Origin of the sequence: Pseudomonas sp. NFX224 (genome assembly GCF_048565165.1) — a bacterium.
Lineage (GTDB): Bacteria > Pseudomonadota > Gammaproteobacteria > Pseudomonadales > Pseudomonadaceae > Aquipseudomonas.
Window position 1 is genome coordinate 298,069 of the sequence record NZ_CP183416.1, and the last position, 18,327, is coordinate 316,395.

General features: G+C 60.2%; 11 protein-coding genes and 1 pseudogene. 7 read left to right on the forward strand and 5 right to left on the reverse strand.

What is annotated here, in order from left to right:
- Nucleotides 1-118 precede the first annotated feature (118 nt).
- The 3 genes from ACNYC6_RS01305 to ACNYC6_RS01315 all read left to right on the forward strand — a co-directional run bounded on the left by ACNYC6_RS01305 (nt 119) and on the right by ACNYC6_RS01315 (nt 5,113).
- On the forward strand, nt 119-919 hold the full coding sequence (locus ACNYC6_RS01305; protein WP_419710718.1) for an endonuclease/exonuclease/phosphatase family protein: 801 nt from the start codon (nt 119-121) through the stop codon (nt 917-919).
- 244 nt (nt 920-1,163) lie between these two features.
- A complete protein-coding gene (locus tag ACNYC6_RS01310) occupies nt 1,164-3,731 on the forward strand; it encodes an autotransporter outer membrane beta-barrel domain-containing protein (RefSeq protein ID WP_419710719.1) in 2,568 nt (855 codons plus the stop codon).
- 314 nt (nt 3,732-4,045) lie between these two features.
- The gene (locus ACNYC6_RS01315; RefSeq protein ID WP_419710720.1) at nt 4,046-5,113 is read left to right on the forward strand and encodes an autotransporter outer membrane beta-barrel domain-containing protein; all 1,068 of its coding nucleotides are present in this window, start codon (nt 4,046-4,048) and stop codon (nt 5,111-5,113) included.
- A gap of 113 nt (nt 5,114-5,226) precedes the next feature.
- On the opposite strand, the gene glgB is transcribed toward ACNYC6_RS01315, so the two are convergent.
- From glgB to ACNYC6_RS01330, 3 genes and pseudogenes are all read right to left on the reverse strand, one after another.
- Entirely contained in the window at nt 5,227-7,461 is a 2,235-nt protein-coding gene (gene glgB / locus ACNYC6_RS01320) for a 1,4-alpha-glucan branching protein GlgB (RefSeq protein ID WP_419710721.1), read from the reverse strand.
- A 2-nt stretch (nt 7,462-7,463) separates the two neighbouring features.
- Entirely contained in the window at nt 7,464-10,805 is a 3,342-nt protein-coding gene (gene treS / locus ACNYC6_RS01325; RefSeq protein WP_419710722.1) for a maltose alpha-D-glucosyltransferase, read from the reverse strand.
- A 125-nt stretch (nt 10,806-10,930) separates the two neighbouring features.
- Nucleotides 10,931-12,930 (reverse strand): annotated as a pseudogene (locus ACNYC6_RS01330) (alpha-1,4-glucan--maltose-1-phosphate maltosyltransferase); the annotation flags it as partial.
- Between the two features lie 204 nt (nt 12,931-13,134).
- On the opposite strand from ACNYC6_RS01330, the gene ACNYC6_RS01335 reads away from it, so the two are divergent.
- Nucleotides 13,135-13,302: a hypothetical protein gene (locus tag ACNYC6_RS01335; RefSeq protein WP_419710723.1), complete on the forward strand. Its 168-nt coding sequence runs from the start codon at nt 13,135-13,137 to the stop codon at nt 13,300-13,302.
- A 99-nt stretch (nt 13,303-13,401) separates the two neighbouring features.
- Here ACNYC6_RS01335 and ACNYC6_RS01340 read toward each other — a convergent pair whose 3' ends face one another.
- Nucleotides 13,402-13,902, reverse strand: coding sequence for an MgtC/SapB family protein (locus ACNYC6_RS01340; RefSeq protein ID WP_419710724.1), 501 nt, complete (start codon nt 13,900-13,902; stop codon nt 13,402-13,404).
- Nucleotides 13,903-14,034: 132 nt separating this feature from the next.
- Between ACNYC6_RS01340 and ACNYC6_RS01345 the strand changes: the two genes are divergently transcribed.
- The 3 genes from ACNYC6_RS01345 to mapR all read left to right on the forward strand — a co-directional run bounded on the left by ACNYC6_RS01345 (nt 14,035) and on the right by mapR (nt 17,433).
- Nucleotides 14,035-14,268 (forward strand): DUF3203 family protein, encoded by a 234-nt coding sequence (locus ACNYC6_RS01345; RefSeq protein ID WP_419710725.1) that lies wholly within the window; start codon nt 14,035-14,037, stop codon nt 14,266-14,268.
- Between the two features lie 195 nt (nt 14,269-14,463).
- Nucleotides 14,464-15,876 carry a cytochrome c oxidase accessory protein CcoG gene (ccoG, locus tag ACNYC6_RS01350; protein WP_419710726.1) on the forward strand — a complete coding sequence of 471 codons (1,413 nt, stop codon included), beginning with the start codon at nt 14,464-14,466 and terminating at the stop codon, nt 15,874-15,876.
- Between the two features lie 147 nt (nt 15,877-16,023).
- The gene (mapR, locus tag ACNYC6_RS01355; protein ID WP_419710727.1) at nt 16,024-17,433 is read left to right on the forward strand and encodes a GntR family transcriptional regulator MpaR; all 1,410 of its coding nucleotides are present in this window, start codon (nt 16,024-16,026) and stop codon (nt 17,431-17,433) included.
- A gap of 80 nt (nt 17,434-17,513) precedes the next feature.
- Here the strand turns inward: mapR and ACNYC6_RS01360 are convergent, their stop codons facing one another.
- Nucleotides 17,514-18,260, reverse strand: a complete 747-nt coding sequence (locus ACNYC6_RS01360; RefSeq protein WP_419710728.1) for an SDR family oxidoreductase — start codon at nt 18,258-18,260, stop codon at nt 17,514-17,516.
- Nucleotides 18,261-18,327: the final 67 nt, after the last annotated feature.

Below are 18,327 nucleotides of genomic sequence, written 5' to 3' on the forward strand. Positions count from 1 at the left end.
AGCAGCTGCCCAACCCGCTAGGCTGCTGCTACAAATACTCGTTTCGACGAATCGCTGTGAACTGCCCGCCCCGAGATCAGTCGCATACATAAGCTTGCCTTGATTCAGAGGAGTGAAAGTGACCAGTACTTCCAAGCCGCAGACGGTCGAGTCAGTGCCGTTGGACAAACCACCGGTCATCCATCGACTGCGTGTGCTGACCGTCAATACTCACAAGGGATTCACCGCGCTCAACCGACGTTTCATCCTGCCGGAGCTGCGCGAAGCGGTACGCAGCACCTCGGCGGACCTGGTGTTTTTGCAGGAAGTCGTCGGCGAACACGATCGGCATTCCTCGCGCTACAACGACTGGCCACAAACCTCGCAATACGAGTTCCTGGCCGACAGCATGTGGAGTGATTTCGCCTATGGCCGCAATGCGGTCTATCCCGACGGCCACCACGGTAACGCGCTGCTATCGAAATACCCGATTCGCGAGTACCGCAACCTCGACGTTTCTATCACTGGCCCCGAGCGACGCGGTCTGCTGCATTGTGTGCTGGACGTTCCGGGGCACGCCGAGGTCCATGCCATCTGCGTGCATCTGAGCCTGCTGGAGAGTCATCGCCAGTTGCAGCTTCAATTGCTCTGCCAGTTGCTCGAATCCCTGCCCGACGAGGCACCGGTGATCATCGCCGGTGACTTCAACGACTGGCAGCTGCAAGGCAACGCCGCCCTCGCCCGTCACGACTACCTGCACGAAGCCTTCGAACGCCACCACGGTCGCCCTGCAAAAACTTACCCGGCACGTTTTCCGCTGCTGCGCCTGGACCGCGTTTATCTGCGCAATGCCAGTAGCCATGAGCCGAAAATACTCGGTAGTAAACCTTGGACGCATCTGTCGGATCATCTACCGCTGGCGGTTGAAGTGCGGCTGTGAGGATGGATTTTTTAGATCAGGATCGGCGTACCTGTTATTTATGACAGTAGCGGCACCCAAATACCGCTGCTAGGCTGTTGACGTCCGTGCGCCATTGATGGCACGGACATGCGACTCACAGTGGCCGTCGTTGCTCCGAAGGTTCTCGATTACCGGTGTTTACCTTCACGATTTGTCTCGCAACCCGCGCTGCCGAGGGTGTCTGATGCCATTGCTCAGTCACCACCCCAACGCGGAGACGAGCATGATAATTTCGACAGATCTGCCCAAGTACCGCTACAGCGCCTGTGCATTTTCCCTCTGGCTATGTGTCGGCTGGTCCCCTGCCTCCCAAGCGGCCTGTACCCTCACCCCGACCGCCGGCAACGACACCTTCACCTGCGACAGCGCCAGCAGCGGGCCGCTGAGCGATCTGGCGGGCAACAACACCCTCAACCTCCCCGCCAACGGCACCGGAACGATCAATGGTAACGTGACGTTCGGTGCCGGCACTGACACGATCAACATGGATTCCGGGCGTATCGTGGGCATCGTCGATCAGGGGGCTGGCGCCGATTCGTTCAACATCAGTGCCGGACAGGTCACCGGGGCCATCAATCAGGGCATCGGCGTCGACAACTTCACCATGAGTGGCGGTAGCATCGGATCCTTGGCCCAGGGCGACAATCGCGACTTCTTCCGCATGACCGGCGGTACGATCGTCGGCGCCTTCGAAGACGGCGACACCGCTACAATGACCGGTGGCACCATCGGCCGGGTGGACATGAAACTCGACAACAACCTGTTCGACATGTCCGGCGGGCAAATCCTCGGTAATCTGCTCACCGGGTTCGGCACCGACACCATCATCGTTTCCGGTGGCAGGATTGGCGGCAACATCAGCGTCAGCGCCGGCAACGACAGCATCACGTTGACCGGCGGCGAGATCGTCGGCGAGATCCGCGCCAGCACCGGCAACGACACCTTTGTCTGGGATGGCGGCGGCATCATCCGCTCGCAGGTCTTGCTGGAGGACGGCAATGACAGTGCAACGCTGCGCAATCTCGTGGAAAGCACGCTGGCCCAGACGCCCAGCCTCAACGGCGGCACCGGCATCGATGTGCTGACCTTCGATCACAGCACAACCGCAGGTGCCGGGCGCTACGTCAATTGGGAAACGGTCAACCTGAACAACGGTTCGCAGTTAGATCTCGCCGGTCATTTCGTTCTCGGTGACAGCACCAGCGGCACCGGCGTATTCAACATCGATGGCAGCAGCGTCCTGACATCCACCCAGGGCAGTATCACGCCCTTCACCGCCGGCCAGCGTGCCACGCTCAATAACGCCGGGATCATCGACCTGAGCAGCGGCAGTGCCAGCGACACGTTGACGGTGCAAGGCAATTACGCAGGCAATGGCGGACAGTTGTGGGTGCAAAGCGCGCTGGGCGATGACGGTTCGCCGAGCGATAAACTGGTGGTCAACAACGGCACCTTGACCGGCACCACAGTGATCACCGTCAGCAATCTGGGTGGCACCGGCGCACAAACCTTGCAAAACGGTATCGAGGTGGTTCAGGCCCAGGGCACGGCGGTCAGCAACAGCGACGCCTTCAGCCTTAAGGCTCCACTCTCGGCCGGTGCCTTTGATTACGTCCTGTACAAGGGTGGTGTCACGGCCGGCAGCGAAAACAGTTGGTACTTGCGCTCTGCCGCCGTGGCGGTGCCGCTGGTGGCTGTGCCCAACCCTGATCCGACGCTTCCGCCAATTCTGGTGCCTCTGGTAGCAACACCGGTTGCAGCACCGGTGACAGCTGCCGGAAGTCCGCCGGTTCCGGTTCCGGTTCCGGTTCCCGCGCCCGGTTCCGCGCCGATCCCTTTGTACCGCCCGGAAGTCCCGACCTGGTCGGTGTTGCCGCCAGCAGCGGCGCAATTGACCCTGACCGCCCTCGGCACCTTCCACGATCGCCAGGGCGATCAACGCCTGCTGACCGAGACCGGAACGTTCGGTGCAGGCTGGGGCCGGGTCTATGGCAAGAACTACGAGCAAACCTGGGCCGGCACCGTGACACCCAGGCTCGACGGTTCGCTCAACGGTTTCCAGGTCGGCAACGATGTGTTTGATTCGCAACTGTCGGGCGGGCAAACCCAGCGCACGGGTTTCTTCGTCGGTCAGAGCCGCTTGAAAGGTGATGTTGACGGTTTCAATCAGGGCTTCGAAGGCAAACGCGCCGGTAAGGTCGAGCTTCGCGGCGACAGCCTCGGTGCTTACTGGACACTCACCGATCAAGGCAACGCCTATGTCGATGCCGTCGCGATGTACACCTGGCTTGACGGTGACAGTCATTCCGATCGGGGCCTGAAACTCGACAATGACGGGCATGCACTGTCCCTTTCACTGGAGGCCGGTTACCCCTTCGCGGTGGCGAACAACTGGGTCATCGAACCCCAGGCGCAAATCATCCACCAACAGATTGATCTCGACAGCCAGGACGACGGTGTTTCCCGGGTGTCCTTCGATTCCGATCCGGCCTTGACCGGGCGCTTCGGCGCTCGCCTCAAAGGTCGCTACGAGGTCAGCGGGCTGCCGCTGGAACCCTACCTGCGCGCCAACCTGTGGCACACCTTTTCCGGGATCGACACGGTCACTTTTGCCGGAACCACCGATATCGACACCGAGCAAAAGACTTCGTGGGCCGATCTTGGCCTCGGCGCCATCCTCACCCTCGCCCCCAGCGTCAGCGTGTACGCCAATGCCGACTACAGCAGCAATATCGACAGTAATCAGCAGCGAGGAATGACCGGCAACCTCGGTATCAGGCTGAGCTGGTAACTCCGAGCAATCGCTCTAGCCCGTGACTTTTTTGACGAATTTTCCAATAAACAAGAACTTAGAGATACGCCGTAAATCAGGCACTTATAAGAGTAAAAATAGCCATACCACTTATCGGCCATTTTCTTGACGCAGCGGCAGGGGTCTTCTTGAATTCACGGTACTACCCCCGGAAACACAATCAGGGGCGAGCCCCGAAGACACCCGCGAACACGGGCGCCCCCCGGCTTTCCCCCATACATTCGGTCGCCCCTCGTTCGGGGTAGGAGAGACGCCAAGGCAAGTACGGCACGCGATTGCAAGGTAGCCCCGCCATGAGAACTTCACTCACCCAACAAGAGATCAAAGTCACATTTTGCACTGTCTCGAGCTCACTCCTGCTGTGCTCCTCCATGGAAGTACAGGCCCAACCGGCCGAGGATGAAGTAACGCCCTGGTATCGCCAGGACATTCCCGTGCTTACCCTGCCTGCTCTTGACGCCACCTACCCCGGCCGTTTCAGTCCCAACCCCGACATACGAAGTAGCCACTTCACCACCGAAGACGCAACGCCCTTTGCCTGGGATCAGACTTACGGACAGGCGTCACGCCAGGCGCAAACCGACGCCCTCGCACAAGGCTTTACCAACTTCGGTTCCGGCGAACTCAAAGGTCCGGCGATCCTGACCCTGCAAAGCAACAGTGGCCATACCCAACGGGTCGGCCTGATTGGCGGCACCAGCCAGATCCAGGGCAACAGCAATGGCCTGGTGACCAATCGCGGCATGTCCGACCCGAACACCGACACCCTCAACCTGCAAGGCCAAAGCCTCGGCGCCTACTACAGCCTGACTGGGCCACAAGGCTGGCACGTTGATCTGTCGGCCAGCGGTGGCCGGGTCAACGGTGTCAGTCGCAACGAACAGGGCGCACGGCAGATTACCGAAGGCAGCGCGGTGACGTTGTCGGTCGAAGGTGGCTTCCCGATTGGCATCAGCGAAAACTGGGTGGTTGAACCCCAGGCGCAATTGATCAATCAGCGGATCACCCTGAACACCCCTTACGCGGGGTCTGCCAACGCGTCCTCCAGCGACCTGACGTCGTGGAGCGGTCGGGTCGGTGCCAAATTGAAAGGGAGTTACGACATCAACGGCCTGCCCGTCGAACCCTATGTGCGCACCAACTTGTGGCACACGGTGTACACCGGCAATACCGTGACGCTCGATCAGGTCGACAAGATCAGCAGCAGTCGCAACTCTTCAACAGTCGAGTTGGGATTGGGGTTGGTGGCAAAAGTCACGCCGGCCGTGAGCCTGTATGTCAGCGCCGATTACAGCAGCGATGTGGATGACAATGATCTGAACGGGATCATAGGCAGCCTGGGCGTGCGGATGCGATGGTGAGGGGCAGACCGCGCCGGTACCGGCCCCTTCGCGAGCAGGATCGCGCCTGCAGGTTTTGTGTGAACCCTGCGGGAGCGAGCCTCTGCTCGCGATGGACGCGACGCGATCCTGGATCAGCCCTCCGGACTGAGCATCAACACCGCCAGCGGCGGCAGGTTCAGCACCAGCGACAATGCCTGCCCATGGCTCGGCGCCTCCTCGGTAAACGCCCCGCCACTGTTGCCGTAATTGGAACCGGCATAGGTCGCCGAATCGCTGTTGAGCAACTCGGTCCAGCGCCCGGCAAACGGCACGCCGACCCGATAAGCCTCACGGGGCACCGGGGTGAAGTTGGCCACCACCAGCACCGGCCGCCCTTCCTTGCTCCAGCGCAGCCACGCATAGACGCTGTTGATCGCATCGTCGCCGATCAACCACTGAAAGCCTTGCGGCACATCGTCCTGCTCGTGCAATGCAGGCTCCTCGCGGTACAGACGATTGAGGTCGCCCACCAGTTTCTGCACGCCTTTGTGTTCGGAGTATTGCAGCAAGTACCAGTCCAGTTGCTGGTCGTGGTTCCACTCGCGCCACTGGCCGAACTCACAGCCCATGAACAACAGCTTCTTGCCCGGATGCGCCCACATAAAACTCAGATAGGCGCGCAGGTTGGCGAATTTCTGCCAGCGGTCGCCAGGCATTTTGTCGATCAGCGAATGCTTGCCGTGCACCACTTCGTCGTGGGAGATCGGCAGGATGAAACGCTCGGACCAGGCGTAGACCAGGCCGAAACTCAGTTCGTTGTGGTGATGCGCACGGTACACCGGGTCCTGCTGGATGTAGTGCAGCGAATCGTGCATCCAGCCCATGTTCCACTTGTAGGCGAAGCCCAGGCCGCCCTGCTGCGTACTTTGGCTGACGCCCGGCCATGCGGTGGACTCTTCGGCAATCACCAGCGCGCCCGGCGCTTCGAGTGCAACCACATCGTTGAGATGGCGCAGGAAGTCGATCGACTCAAGGTTTTCCCGACCGCCATGGCGGTTCGGCACCCACTCGCCGGCCTTGCGCGAGTAATCGCGGTACAGCATCGAGGCCACGGCATCGACCCGCAGGCCGTCGACGTGGAAATGCTTGAGCCAGTGCAGCGCCGAGGCCAGCATGTAGCCGTGCACCTCGGTGCGGCCGAGGTTGTAGATCAGCGTATCCCAATCCTGGTGAAAGCCTTCCTGCGGGTTGCCGTACTCGTACAGCGCCGTGCCGTCGAACTGCGCCAGGCCATGGGCGTCGGTGGGGAAATGCGCCGGCACCCAATCGAGGATCACGCCGATTTCGGCCTGGTGACACGCGTTGACGAATGCCGCGAACTCATCCCCCGTGCCGTAACGGGCGCTGGTGGCGAATTGCGAAAGCAACTGATAACCCCACGAACCACCGAACGGGTGTTCCATAACCGGCATCAGTTCGATGTGGGTGAAGCCCAGCTCCTTCACATAAGGAATCAACCGCTCGGCCAGCTCGGGCCAGGTGTACTGCCGAGCCACTTCGCCAAGGTCATCCAGTTCGCATTGCCAGGAACCGGCGTGCAATTCGTAGATCGACAACGGCGCGGTCGGGCGGTGACGTTCACCTCGGGACAGCATCCAGTCCTGGTCCTGCCAGTCGATTTTCAATGGCGAGGCGACTTTCGAGGCAGTGTCTGGTGGCAGGCTGGTGGCCAGCGCCATCGGGTCGGCCTTCAGCGGCAGGATCCCGTCCTTGCCGAGGATTTCGTATTTGTAGGCCTCACCCGCTTGCAGGCGTGGAATGAACAGCTCCCAGACACCGGTCGGGTGGCGCAGGCGCATCGGATGGCGGCGCCCGTCCCAGGCGTTGAAGTCACCCACCACCGACACCCTTCTGGCATTCGGTGCCCATACGGCGAAACGCACGCCGTCGACGCCATCCACGGTCATCAACTGTGCGCCGAGGGCGCTGCTCAAATCACGGTGATTGCCCTCGGCGAACAGGTACAAATCCATGTCGCCCAGCAGCGGACCAAAGCTGTAGGGGTCTTCGGCAATTTGTTCGCCACCGGCCCAGCGGGTCCTCAGCAGATACGGTTGCGCCCGGTCGAAGTGCCCGACGAACAACCCAGGTGTCTGCGTCGCCTCAAGGTTGCCGAGCTCTGCCCCGGATTCCCTGGCCACCACCTGCACGCTGAGGGCGTCCGGCAGATAGGCCCGAATGAATTGCCCTCCGGCACCGTCGCCGTGGGGGCCAAGAATTGAAAAAGGGTCGTGATGCTCGGCACGCACCAGTGCGTCAATGTCCCGCGCCCTGGGAAGCAGCGCTTCTTTGTGATGATGACCCTGTTCCTTGTTCGAGAAACTCATGACTACTCTCCACCAAGATCGGAAAAGGGTTTAAGCCCACTCAATAATCCATATAAACCGTGCAACGGCACGGGCAGCCAGGTGGGGCGATTTTCCGCCTCATAAGCCACTTCATACGCTGCCTTCTCCAGGCCGAACAACGCCAGTGCGGCGTCCTCGCCTTCGGGATCTTGCCATGCATGGCCAAGCGTAGCTGCCGCCAGCCGATAAGCGTCGACAAATGCTTGTTTTGCTTCACTCAAATATCGATCCGCCACTCGCTTGCGAGCGGCCTGGGCCTGAGCCGAGTTATCGACGTTGTGCACATTGATGGTCATGGCTGCTGCATAGTCGAACGAGCGAAGTACACCGCTGACGTCCTTGTACGGATTATGCTTGCCCCGTCGTTCATGCAACGGTCGCGCCGGTTCGCCTTCGAAATCGATGAGGTAGGCATCGCCCTTGATCACCAGTACCTGGCCAAGGTGCAAGTCACCATGCACGCGGATCCGCAGGCCACCCGCGGTCTTTTTGCCCAACGCCTGCACGTGGCTGAGAATGGCTTTTTTGTTGTCCAGTAAACGGCTGACCAGGGTTTTGTCCGCCGGGTTCAGTTCGTTTTGATGCTGCTTGAGCAACTTCAGCGCATGCTCGATTTGCGCCGCCACATCCTTGGCCGTCGCCAGTGCATCTTTTTGCGTGGTGTTTTGCGGTTCGAAATCAGGGTTGTTGCTCGGTGCGGCAAGCACCTGATGCATTTCGCCCAGGCGCTGACCGAGCATGGCGGCGAAATCCTTCAGCTCGCCAAGCGCGTTGTAGTGCTGGTCCTGGTCGGACATGGCGTCCGCCAGCTCGTCGCGCAACGCCCGCTCCAGGTTGTTCTGGGTCCATTCCCAGGCGTCGCCCTGATTGCTCAGGTAACCTTGGGCGATCATCAGCAGGTTGTCTTCGCCCGCCGCATCCCGGCGAACCACCGCCCCCAGTAGCGGTGAAATATTGCCGAACCCCGCGCTGGTCAGATACGCGCTCATTTCCAGTTCCGGGTGCACGCCCGACGCGACTTTACGGATCAGTTTGAGCACCAGGCTGTTGCCAACCACCACCGAACTGTTGGATTGCTCGGCGGACAGGTAGCGCACTTCCGACTCCGCCGTCAGGCCCAGTTTCGCCAGTTCAGCCGTTGGTTCGAAACGGATCTCGCCACCATCGGAGGGCAACATCCGGTTGTCTTGCATACCTTGCAACACCGCGCGGATAAAGTTTTCCAGGCTGAAGGCATCGGTGATCAAGCCGACCTGCGGCCCACGACGCACCCGCGACAGCGCCAGTTGCTGAGGCAATGCCGCGCCGACCTGGTCTTCGGCAATAAAGCCGAACGGCAGCTGATATCGGCTGGTCTGCCCGCCGCTGGTGACTTCGATTTCACTCAACAGCACCGGATGCTGCGCATCACCGAAACGCACACCGTAGGCCAGGTTGACCTGCTCGATAGCTGCGTCCTTGCCGGCAAACCAGCGGCGGTGCTGCAGCCAGTTCGGCAAGATGCCCTGCTCCAACGTATTTCTCGACGGTAACTCAAGCAGTTCTTCCATGCGCTTTTTCAGCACCAGCGTGGTGAAGTCCGGCAGGCTTTGCGCCGGTTCCACGTGCCAGCTCGGCATCTGGTTCTCGGCGGCGAGGCCGAACCAGTAGAACCCGTAAGGCGCCAGAGTCAGGAGGAAATTCAACTGACCGATGGGCGGGAATGCATTACCGCCGAGCATTTCCACCGGCACCATGCCGACATAAGCGGACAGGTCGAGTTCCACTGCCTGGGCGCTGCGCGAAACGTTGGCCACGCACAGGATGATTTCGTGCTTGCCGTCAGGCCCGGTGTATTCACGGGTGTAGGCGAGAACCCGGCGATTGGTCGGCGACAGCATTTTCAGCGTGCCGCGACCGAAGGCCTTGGACTGTTTGCGCACCGCGAGCAGGCGCCGGGTCCAGTTCAACAGCGAATGCGGATCGCCGGACTGGGTTTCGACGTTGACCGACAGGTAACCGTATTGCGGGTCCATGATCGGCGGCAGGACCAGGCTGGCCGGATCGGCGCGGGAAAAACCGCCGTTGCGGTCAATCGACCATTGCATCGGCGTGCGCACGCCGTCGCGGTCGCCCAGGTAAATGTTGTCGCCCATGCCGATTTCATCGCCGTAGTACAGGGTCGGCGTGCCGGGCATCGACAGCAGCAAACTGTTGAGCAACTCCACCCGACGACGGTCGCGCTCCATCAGCGGCGCCAGGCGCCGGCGAATCCCCAGGTTGATCCGCGCCCGACGGTCGGCCGCGTAGTAATTCCAGAGGTAATCGCGTTCCTTGTCGGTGACCATTTCCAGGGTCAGCTCATCATGGTTGCGCAGGAAAATCGCCCATTGGCAATTGGCCGGAATTTCCGGGGTCTGGCGCAGAATGTCGGTGATCGGGAAGCGGTCCTCCTGAGCCAGCGCCATGTACATGCGCGGCATCAGCGGGAAGTGAAAGGCCATGTGGCATTCATCGCCGTTGAGGCCCTTTTTGTCGGTATCGCCGAAATACAGCTGGGTGTCTTCCGGCCATTGATTGGCCTCGGCCAGCAGCATACGGTCGGGATAATTGGCGTCGATTTCGGCGCGAATCTGTTTGAGAACGTCGTGGGTTTCCGGCAGGTTTTCGTTGTTGGTGCCGTCGCGCTCGATCAGGTACGGGATGGCGTCCAGGCGCAATCCGTCGATGCCCATGTCGAGCCAATAACGCATGACCGACAGCACCGCCTTCATGACCTGCGGGTTATCGAAATTCAGATCGGGTTGGTGGGAGTAGAAACGGTGCCAGAAGTATTGGCCGGCCACCGGGTCCCAGGTCCAGTTGGATTTTTCAGTGTCGAGAAAAATGATCCGGGTGCCGTCGTATTTCTGATCGTCATCGGACCACACGTAGAAGTCTCGCGCCGCTGAACCTTTCTTGGCCTTGCGTGCGCGCTGAAACCACGCGTGCTGGTCGGAGGTGTGGTTGATGACCAACTCGGTAATCACACGCAAACCGCGCTTGTGCGCCTCGGCGATGAAGCGCTTGGCATCGGCCATGGTCCCGTAATCGCTGTGTACGCCGCGATATTCGGCGATGTCATAGCCATCGTCGCGGCGTGGCGAGGGATAGAACGGCAAGAGCCAGATGGTGTTGACGCCGAGGTCGGCGATGTAATCGAGTTTGGCGATCAGGCCGGGAAAGTCGCCGATCCCGTCGTTGTTGGAGTCGAAATAGGATTTGACGTGAACTTGATAGATCACCGCGTCCTTGTACCAGAGCGGGTCCTTGATGAAGGTGGCTGCCTTGGGTTTCTTCGCCATTGGAAACTCCTGTTGAATTCGATGCCGATTCCCTGTGTGCGAGCCTTATCGCGATGGCGACTTGCCTGACGCATAGAGGCTGGATGTGCCGACGTCATCGCGAGCAGGCTCGCTCCCACAGGTATTGCGTCTACGCGGTAATCCTCCAGATCCCGAACGGCTGATACGCCGGGTCGATCCGCATGAACTGGTACTTGCCGTGCCACGTCCAGCGATGGCCGTTCATCAAGTCTTCGCCCTGGGTGCTGGCGTCATCCGGCAAGCCCATTTCCCACAGCGGCAATTCGAAGTTCGCCTCTTGCACGTTATGCGGATCAAGGCTGACCGCCACCAGAATGAAATTGCTGCCGTCGGCGCTGCGTTTGCCGAAATACAGAATGTTGTCGTTCCAGGCGTTGTAGATTTTCAGGCCCAGATGCGTGTGCAGCGCCGGGTTCTGCCGGCGGATGCGGTTGAACTGGGCGATCTCGGCAATGATGTTGCCGGGGGCAGTGAAATCCCGGGGGCGGATCTCATACTTCTCGGAGTCGAGGTATTCCTCTTTCCCCGGCACGGGCGCCGACTCGCACAACTCGAAACCGGAATACATGCCCCACAGGCCCGAGCCCATGGTCGCCAGCACCGCCCGAATCAGAAACCCGGGACGCCCCGAGTCGTGCAGGAACGCCGGGTTGATGTCCGGTGTGTTGACGAAGAAGTTCGGCCGGTAGCATTCACGCCACGGAGACTCGTTGAGTTCGCTGAAATAGGTGGCCAGTTCGTGCTTGGTGTTGCGCCAGGTGAAATAGGTGTAGCTCTGCGAGTAACCGACCTTGCCCAAGCGCGCCATCATCGCCGGCGTGGTAAACGCTTCGGCGAGGAAAATCACGTCAGGGTAAAGCGCCCGTACATCAGCGATGAGCCATTGCCAGAACGGCAGCGGTTTGGTGTGCGGATTGTCGACGCGAAACAGCTTCACGCCCTCCTCGACCCAACCAACGACAATGTCGCGCAGTTCGACCCACAGGCTTGGAATCGCCTCGACGGCATAGAAATCGACGTTGACGATGTCCTGGTATTTCTTCGGCGGGTTTTCCGCATATTTGATCGTGCCGTCGGGGCGCCAATTGAACCAGCCCGGATGTTGCTTGAGCCAAGGGTGATCCTGGGAACACTGGATGGCGAAATCGAGGGCGATCTCCAGGCCATGGTCCTTGGCCGCCGCCACCAGCCGACGAAAGTCTTCGCGGGTGCCGAGTTGCGAGTGAATCGCCTCGTGTCCACCCTCTTCACTGCCGATGGCATAAGGGCTGCCCGGGTCATCCGGCCCGGCTGTCAGTGAATTGTTCGGGCCTTTGCGAAAACTGCGGCCGATCGGGTGGATCGGCGGAAAGTACAACACGTCAAACCCCATGTCCTGAATCATCGGCAGCCGTGAATGCACATCGTTGAAAGTGCCGTGGCGGGTCGGATCATCCGTGATCGAACGCGGGAACAATTCGTACCAACTGGCGAACTGCGCGAGCTCTCGCTCGACGTCCACCGGGTACTCGGGACTGAGACTCAGGTAAGCGCGGTGATCGGCCTGGGCCATCAGCTCGGCGCTACGCTGGTGCAGAAACAGCGCGACCTGCTCGGTTTCGAGCAGACCTGACAATTGATGATGCAGTGCCGCCAACTGTTCGCTCAGTTGCCCTTCACTGCGCTCTGCGGCTTGTTGCACGTAAAGGCGGCCTTCCTGCAATTCCAGGCTGACCGGCACCGCGGCGGCGTGTTTCTTTTCCAGCTCATAACGAAAACTGGCGAATTGATCGATCCAGGCTTCGATGCAGTAAACATGACGGCCCTGGTTCACCACGCGAAACCGACCCTGCCAGCCGTTGTTGCCCAAGTCGATCATGGTTTCGCTTTGCCAGACCTCATCACCCTCGGACCGCCAGCGAATGCGCACGGCCAGTTTGTCGTGACCGTCGGCAAACACTTTACTGGTGACCACCACGTCCTCGCCCACCACGGCCTTGACGGCGAATTGCCCGCCATCGAGGGTCGGCATGGTGTTTTCGATCACGATACGCGGCAGCAATAAGGCCTGCGACAGTGGAATGTGCGGGTTGTAACTCAATTCAGTCGGTTTTTCAGCCGTCATCGAGCATCACTCCTGTACGCCCCAAGGACGCTCTTGTGTCTGGTTGCCATCCCGCCAGGCAATCCGCCCCGGGATGCACTCACTTAGGTTCCGAGCGACGGGCACCGGGAAAAGTTCATCGGCAATTGGCCGGAATCAAATCCGTTGCACGGTGGTCAACCAACTTAAGCACGACTCACGCCATGTGCCACTGGAGGCCTGAAGATGAACAATCCATTCCCGGCTGAAACACCTGATCCGAACATCGACAACCCGGTGATCCCGCCGACCGATCCGCAGCCCGTCCCTGAACAAGACCCGCCGGGCATCCAGCCACCGCCGCGGGAAGAACCGCCAACGACCATGCCGCCGGTGATTGTTACGCCTGAATGAAGACAGTTGATCGCGACTTCGCCAATTCCTGAGCTGCCGCAAGCTGCGATCTTTTGATTTTGCTTCTTAAGATCAAAAGATCGCAGCCTGCGGCAGCGCCTACGGTTCGTGGTCTTTTTCGAACCGATTCACGATCCACGGCATCACACCCAGAACCAGCAACGCCAGTAATGTGCTGAGCAACGCTGTCGCTTCTTTTCCCAGCCCGGCAGAAACACCGATTGCCGCAGTCATCCACAGGCCGGCCGCCGTGGTCAGGCCTTTGACGTGGCCTTCATCGCCCTCCTGGTTTTTCAGGATGGTGCCGGCGCATAGAAAGCCGATCCCGGCGATCACGCCTTGTATGACTCGACTCATGGCGTCAGCCTGTGAGCCCGACATCTGCGGCACCAGCACAAACAGCGCCGCACCGATCGCCACCAGCATGTGGGTACGCACGCCTGCAGCCTTACCCTTGTGCTCGCGCTCGAAACCGAGAATCCCGCCCAGCACGGCCGCCATCAGCAGGCGCACGGTGATGCGAGTCAGTTGCGAGGCGTCGCCGATATCGGCGAACTCAGCTTGCAGGGTCACCCAGACTTCATGCCACCAGGCGTTCATGGTGCCGTCCTTTAGAAGTACTCGCGAAGGGTCATGGAGGATGGACCGCGTCGACCATTAATCGGTTGCACAGAACGATGGCCGGTACAGACGCCCTAACGTTTCAACACCCGTTGAAAAAAGGATCACGCCATGACCGTGCGCATCGAAAAACAGACCTGTTTCTTCACCACCGAAAATGGCGAAGAAATTCGCTTGTGCCCCGACGTGACCATCGTCACTGACGGCGCCAAGGCCATGTCGGCGGTGGACCTCAACGGCCAGCGCGTCTACATCACCGAAGCAGAAGCCGATGCATTGACCGTAGCAGGCGCAGTGGACGGACGCCGGCACTTGAAGGCCACCGACAGTGATTCGGTGATTTGACTGACCCGGATCAACAACCCCCGCCACCGCCTGATACAGGCGGTGGCGGCTCGTCGATACAGGTGCTTCAACTTGTCGCAGACTGTATTGCCATGCGCATCTGATCCGGTTTTTAAAGCAATACCTGAGTCTGTTATGCAAACAGATCGCCGCTCATAGTGCTCATGCCTGATGGAGGCTGATGAGCGAAAGACCATGAGCGAGAGAATCCCCGTCCGAACCGTTGAAACATTCGAACCTTCACCCCCGAAGATGAAGGTCAAAACCAGCGACAACCTGATCCACACCCGCAGCTTCACCGGCCTGTTCCGTTCCCTGCGCATCAGCGGCGCGGGATTTCTGTTTTTGCTGTTCTTCGGCACGGTGTGGTTGAACTGGGGCGGTCGCCAGGCGGTGCTCTGGGATCTGTCTGAAAGTAAATTCCACATCTTTGGCGCAACGTTCTGGCCGCAGGATTTCATCCTGCTCTCGGCGCTGCTGATCATTGCCGCGTTCGGCCTGTTTGCGATTACCGTATTCGCCGGCCGTGTGTGGTGCGGCTACACCTGCCCACAGAGCTCCTGGACCTGGATCTTCATGTGGTGCGAGAAAATCACCGAGGGCGAACGCAACCAGCGGATCAAGCTGCAAGCCGCGCCCTGGGGCCTGAACAAACTGATGCGTCGCTCGGCCAAGCACACCTTGTGGCTGGCCATCAGCCTGCTGACCGGTTTGACGTTCGTCGGCTACTTCACGCCGATCCGCCCGCTGGCCGAAGAACTGCTGACCTTGCAAATGGGCGGCGTCAGCCTGTTTTGGGTGCTGTTCTTCACCGGCGCCACTTACATTAACGCCGGATGGCTGCGCGAAGCGGTGTGCATGCACATGTGCCCGTATGCGCGGTTCCAGAGCGTGATGTTCGACAAAGACACCCTGACCATTTCCTACGACGTGGCCCGTGGAGAGAACCGTGGCCCGCGTAAACGCGAGGTCAAACCGGCCGAAGTCGGCCTGGGCGATTGCATCGATTGCCAGCTCTGCGTACAGGTCTGCCCGACCGGCATCGACATCCGCGATGGCCTGCAGATGGAGTGCATCGGTTGCGCGGCGTGCATCGACGCCTGTGATTCGATCATGGACAAGATGGGCTACGAGCGCGGCTTGATCAGCTATACCTCCGAGCGCCAGTTGCAGGGCGGCAAGACTCACCTGCTGCGGCCACGGCTGATCGGTTACACCGCCGTGCTGCTGATGATGATCACCGCGCTAGTCGTCGCACTGGTCGAGCGGCCGATGGTCTCGCTGGACGTAAGCAAGGACCGTGGCCTGTTCCGCGAAAACAGTCAGGGACAGATCGAAAACATCTACAGCCTGAAGATCATCAACAAGACCCAGCAACGCCAGGACTATCGACTGACCCTCGTCGACGGTGACGGCTTCCAGTTGCAAGGCAAGACCGATTTGAGCCTGGCGCCAGGCGAGATAGTTGACGTGCCGGTATCGGTGGCGATGACTACGGAGCGGCCGGACAGCAGCTCGCAGGTCATCAGCTTCAAGGTGGTCGACAGTGATGAACCCGGCATCTACAGCGTGGCCAAGAGCCGGTTTGTTGCGCCGATGAACCGTTGAGCCTTTAAGATGCTGACCTTTGTGGCGAGGGAGCTTGCTCCCGTTCGGCTGCGAAGCAGTCGTAAGTTTTGGGGGGGCTTCGCTCCCCAGCGGGAGCAAGCTCCCTCGCCACAACAGCACTCGAAACCATTCCATTGTGGGATACCGATGAAACGCTACGAAAAATTCGCCGACGACATCGCTGAACTGATCCGCACCGGCGTCCTTGGCCCCGGCCAGCGCGTACCTTCGGTTCGCTACGCCAGCCAGACTTACGGGGTCAGCCCGTCCACGGTGTTCCAGGCTTACTATCTGCTGGAGCGCCGTGGCCTGATCCGCGCCCGGCCGCGCTCCGGCTATTTCGTCAACGCCCACGCACCTCGGCCGTTCTCCGAGCCGGTGATCAGCAGCCAGGTCAACGAATCCACCGAAGTCGATGTCAGCGAACTGGTGTTCTCGGTCCTCGACTCGATCAAGGACCCGAACACCGTGCCCTTCGGCTCGGCGTTCCCCAGCCCCACGCTGTTTCCGCTGCAACGGCTGTCGCGTTCGCTGGCCAGCGCCAGCCGTGAGATGGACCCGCGTATGGTGGTCACCGACATGTCGCCGGGCAATCCGCAGCTGCGTCGGCAAATTGCCCTGCGCTACATGGTCGGCGGGTTGATGCTGCCTATGGAAGAATTGCTGATCACCAACGGCGCCCTGGAAGCGCTGAACCTGTGCCTGCAGGCGGTGACCCAACCCGGCGACCTGGTGGCCATCGAAGCACCGGCGTTTTACGCCTGCCTGCAGATACTGGAACGGCTGAAACTCAAAGCCGTGGAAATCCCCGTACATCCGCGCGACGGCATCGACCTCGGCGTGCTTGAGCAAACGTTGGAACGACACCCGATCAAGGCCTGCTGGTGCATGACCAGTTTCCAGAACCCCATGGGCGCGACCATGCCCGAGACAAAGAAACAGGAACTGGTGGAGTTGCTGCGCCAGCATCAAGTGCCGCTGATTGAAGACGATGTCTACGCCGAGCTGTATTACGGACAGCAGGCGCCAAAACCGGCCAAGGCGTTCGATACCGAAGGCCTGGTGATGCATTGCGGTTCGTTCGCCAAAAGCCTCGCGCCCGGCTATCGCATCGGCTGGGTCGCGGCCGGCCGTTATGCGCAGAAGATCGAACGCCTGAAGCTCATGACGTCGCTCTGCGCCTCGATGCCGGCCCAGGCCGCCATTGCCGATTACCTGCAACACGGCGGTTACGACCGGCATTTGCGCAAGTTGCGTCACGCGCTGGAAGATCAGCAAGCTGCCATGCTCGCCGCCATCGCCCGTTATTTCCCGGCGCAGACGCGGGTCAGCCAACCGGCCGGCGGCTACTTTTTGTGGCTGGAATTACCGGCGCAGATGGATTCGCTGAAGTTGTTTCAGATGGCGCTGGCGCAGGGAATCAGCATCGCGCCGGGGCCGATTTTTTCGCCGGCGCAACGGTTCAGAAACTGCATTCGGTTGAATTACGGCAGCCCGTGGGATGAGGCTTCCGAGAAGGCGATGGAGACGTTGGGGCGGATTGTGCGGTCGTTCTAACAGCAAAAAGATCGCAGCCTTCGGCAGTTCCAACAGGGTTTTATGTACACCCAAAGGCTGCGATCTTTTGATTTCAGGTTCTAACGCCCACCACCCAAATCAACAAATGTCCCCGTTGCATACGAAGCCTTGTCCGACAGCAGCCAGACGATCGCCTCGGCCACTTCATCCGGTCGGCCGCCACGGGCCATGGGTATCGCCGACTCCAGTTTGCTGACCCGGTCCGGATCACCGCTCAGGGCATGGAAATCGGTGTAGATGTAGCCCGGTCGTACCGCATTGACGCGAATCCCCTCACCCGCCACTTCCTTGGACAGGCCAATGGTGAAAGTGTCGAGCGCGCCTTTGGAGGCAGCGTAATCGACGTATTCGTTGGGCGAGCCCAGGCGCGCGGCGACAGAGGAGACGTTGACGATGCTGCCGCCCTGCCCGCCGTGTTTGGGCGACATACGCAGGATCGCGTGTTTGGCGCACAGCACCGGCGCCAGCACGTTGGTCTTGAGGATTTTCAGGATGCGGAATTCGGACATTTCGTCGACCCGGGATTTTTGCCCCACGGTGCCGGCGTTGTTCACCAGTGCCGTGACCCGACCCAGTTCGCTGTCGACCCGATTGAACAGCGCGATCACTTCGTCTTCGATGCTGACATCGGCGCGCACCGCAATGGCTTGCGCACCCAATGCGCGGACTTGCTCCAGCACACTGAGCGCCGCCTGTTCATCGGCCTGATAGTTGATGCAGATCCGATAGCCTTGTCTGGCGGCCAACAGGGCTGTGGCGGCTCCAATGCCGCGACTGCCGCCGGTGATGACGATGACTTTTTCCATGCAAGCTTTCCCCGTTTCAAGCGTAAGCGGTCGGGGGCAAGAATAACCGTCCTTTACGGTTTTTGCA

Bases quoted from the DNA above. Each gene is read 5' to 3' on its own strand.
- ACNYC6_RS01310 (WP_419710719.1), top strand. From the start codon at position 1,164: ATGATAATTTCGACAGATCTGCCCAAGTACCGCTACAGCGCCTGTGCA.
- ACNYC6_RS01315 (WP_419710720.1), top strand. From the start codon at position 4,046: ATGAGAACTTCACTCACCCAACAAGAGATCAAAGTCACATTTTGCACT.
- glgB (WP_419710721.1), bottom strand. From the start codon at position 7,461: ATGAGTTTCTCGAACAAGGAACAGGGTCATCATCACAAAGAAGCGCTG.
- treS (WP_419710722.1), bottom strand. From the start codon at position 10,805: ATGGCGAAGAAACCCAAGGCAGCCACCTTCATCAAGGACCCGCTCTGG.
- ACNYC6_RS01335 (WP_419710723.1), top strand. From the start codon at position 13,135: ATGAACAATCCATTCCCGGCTGAAACACCTGATCCGAACATCGACAAC.
- ACNYC6_RS01340 (WP_419710724.1), bottom strand. From the start codon at position 13,902: ATGAACGCCTGGTGGCATGAAGTCTGGGTGACCCTGCAAGCTGAGTTC.
- ACNYC6_RS01345 (WP_419710725.1), top strand. From the start codon at position 14,035: ATGACCGTGCGCATCGAAAAACAGACCTGTTTCTTCACCACCGAAAAT.
- ccoG (WP_419710726.1), top strand. From the start codon at position 14,464: ATGAGCGAGAGAATCCCCGTCCGAACCGTTGAAACATTCGAACCTTCA.
- mapR (WP_419710727.1), top strand. From the start codon at position 16,024: ATGAAACGCTACGAAAAATTCGCCGACGACATCGCTGAACTGATCCGC.
- ACNYC6_RS01360 (WP_419710728.1), bottom strand. From the start codon at position 18,260: ATGGAAAAAGTCATCGTCATCACCGGCGGCAGTCGCGGCATTGGAGCC.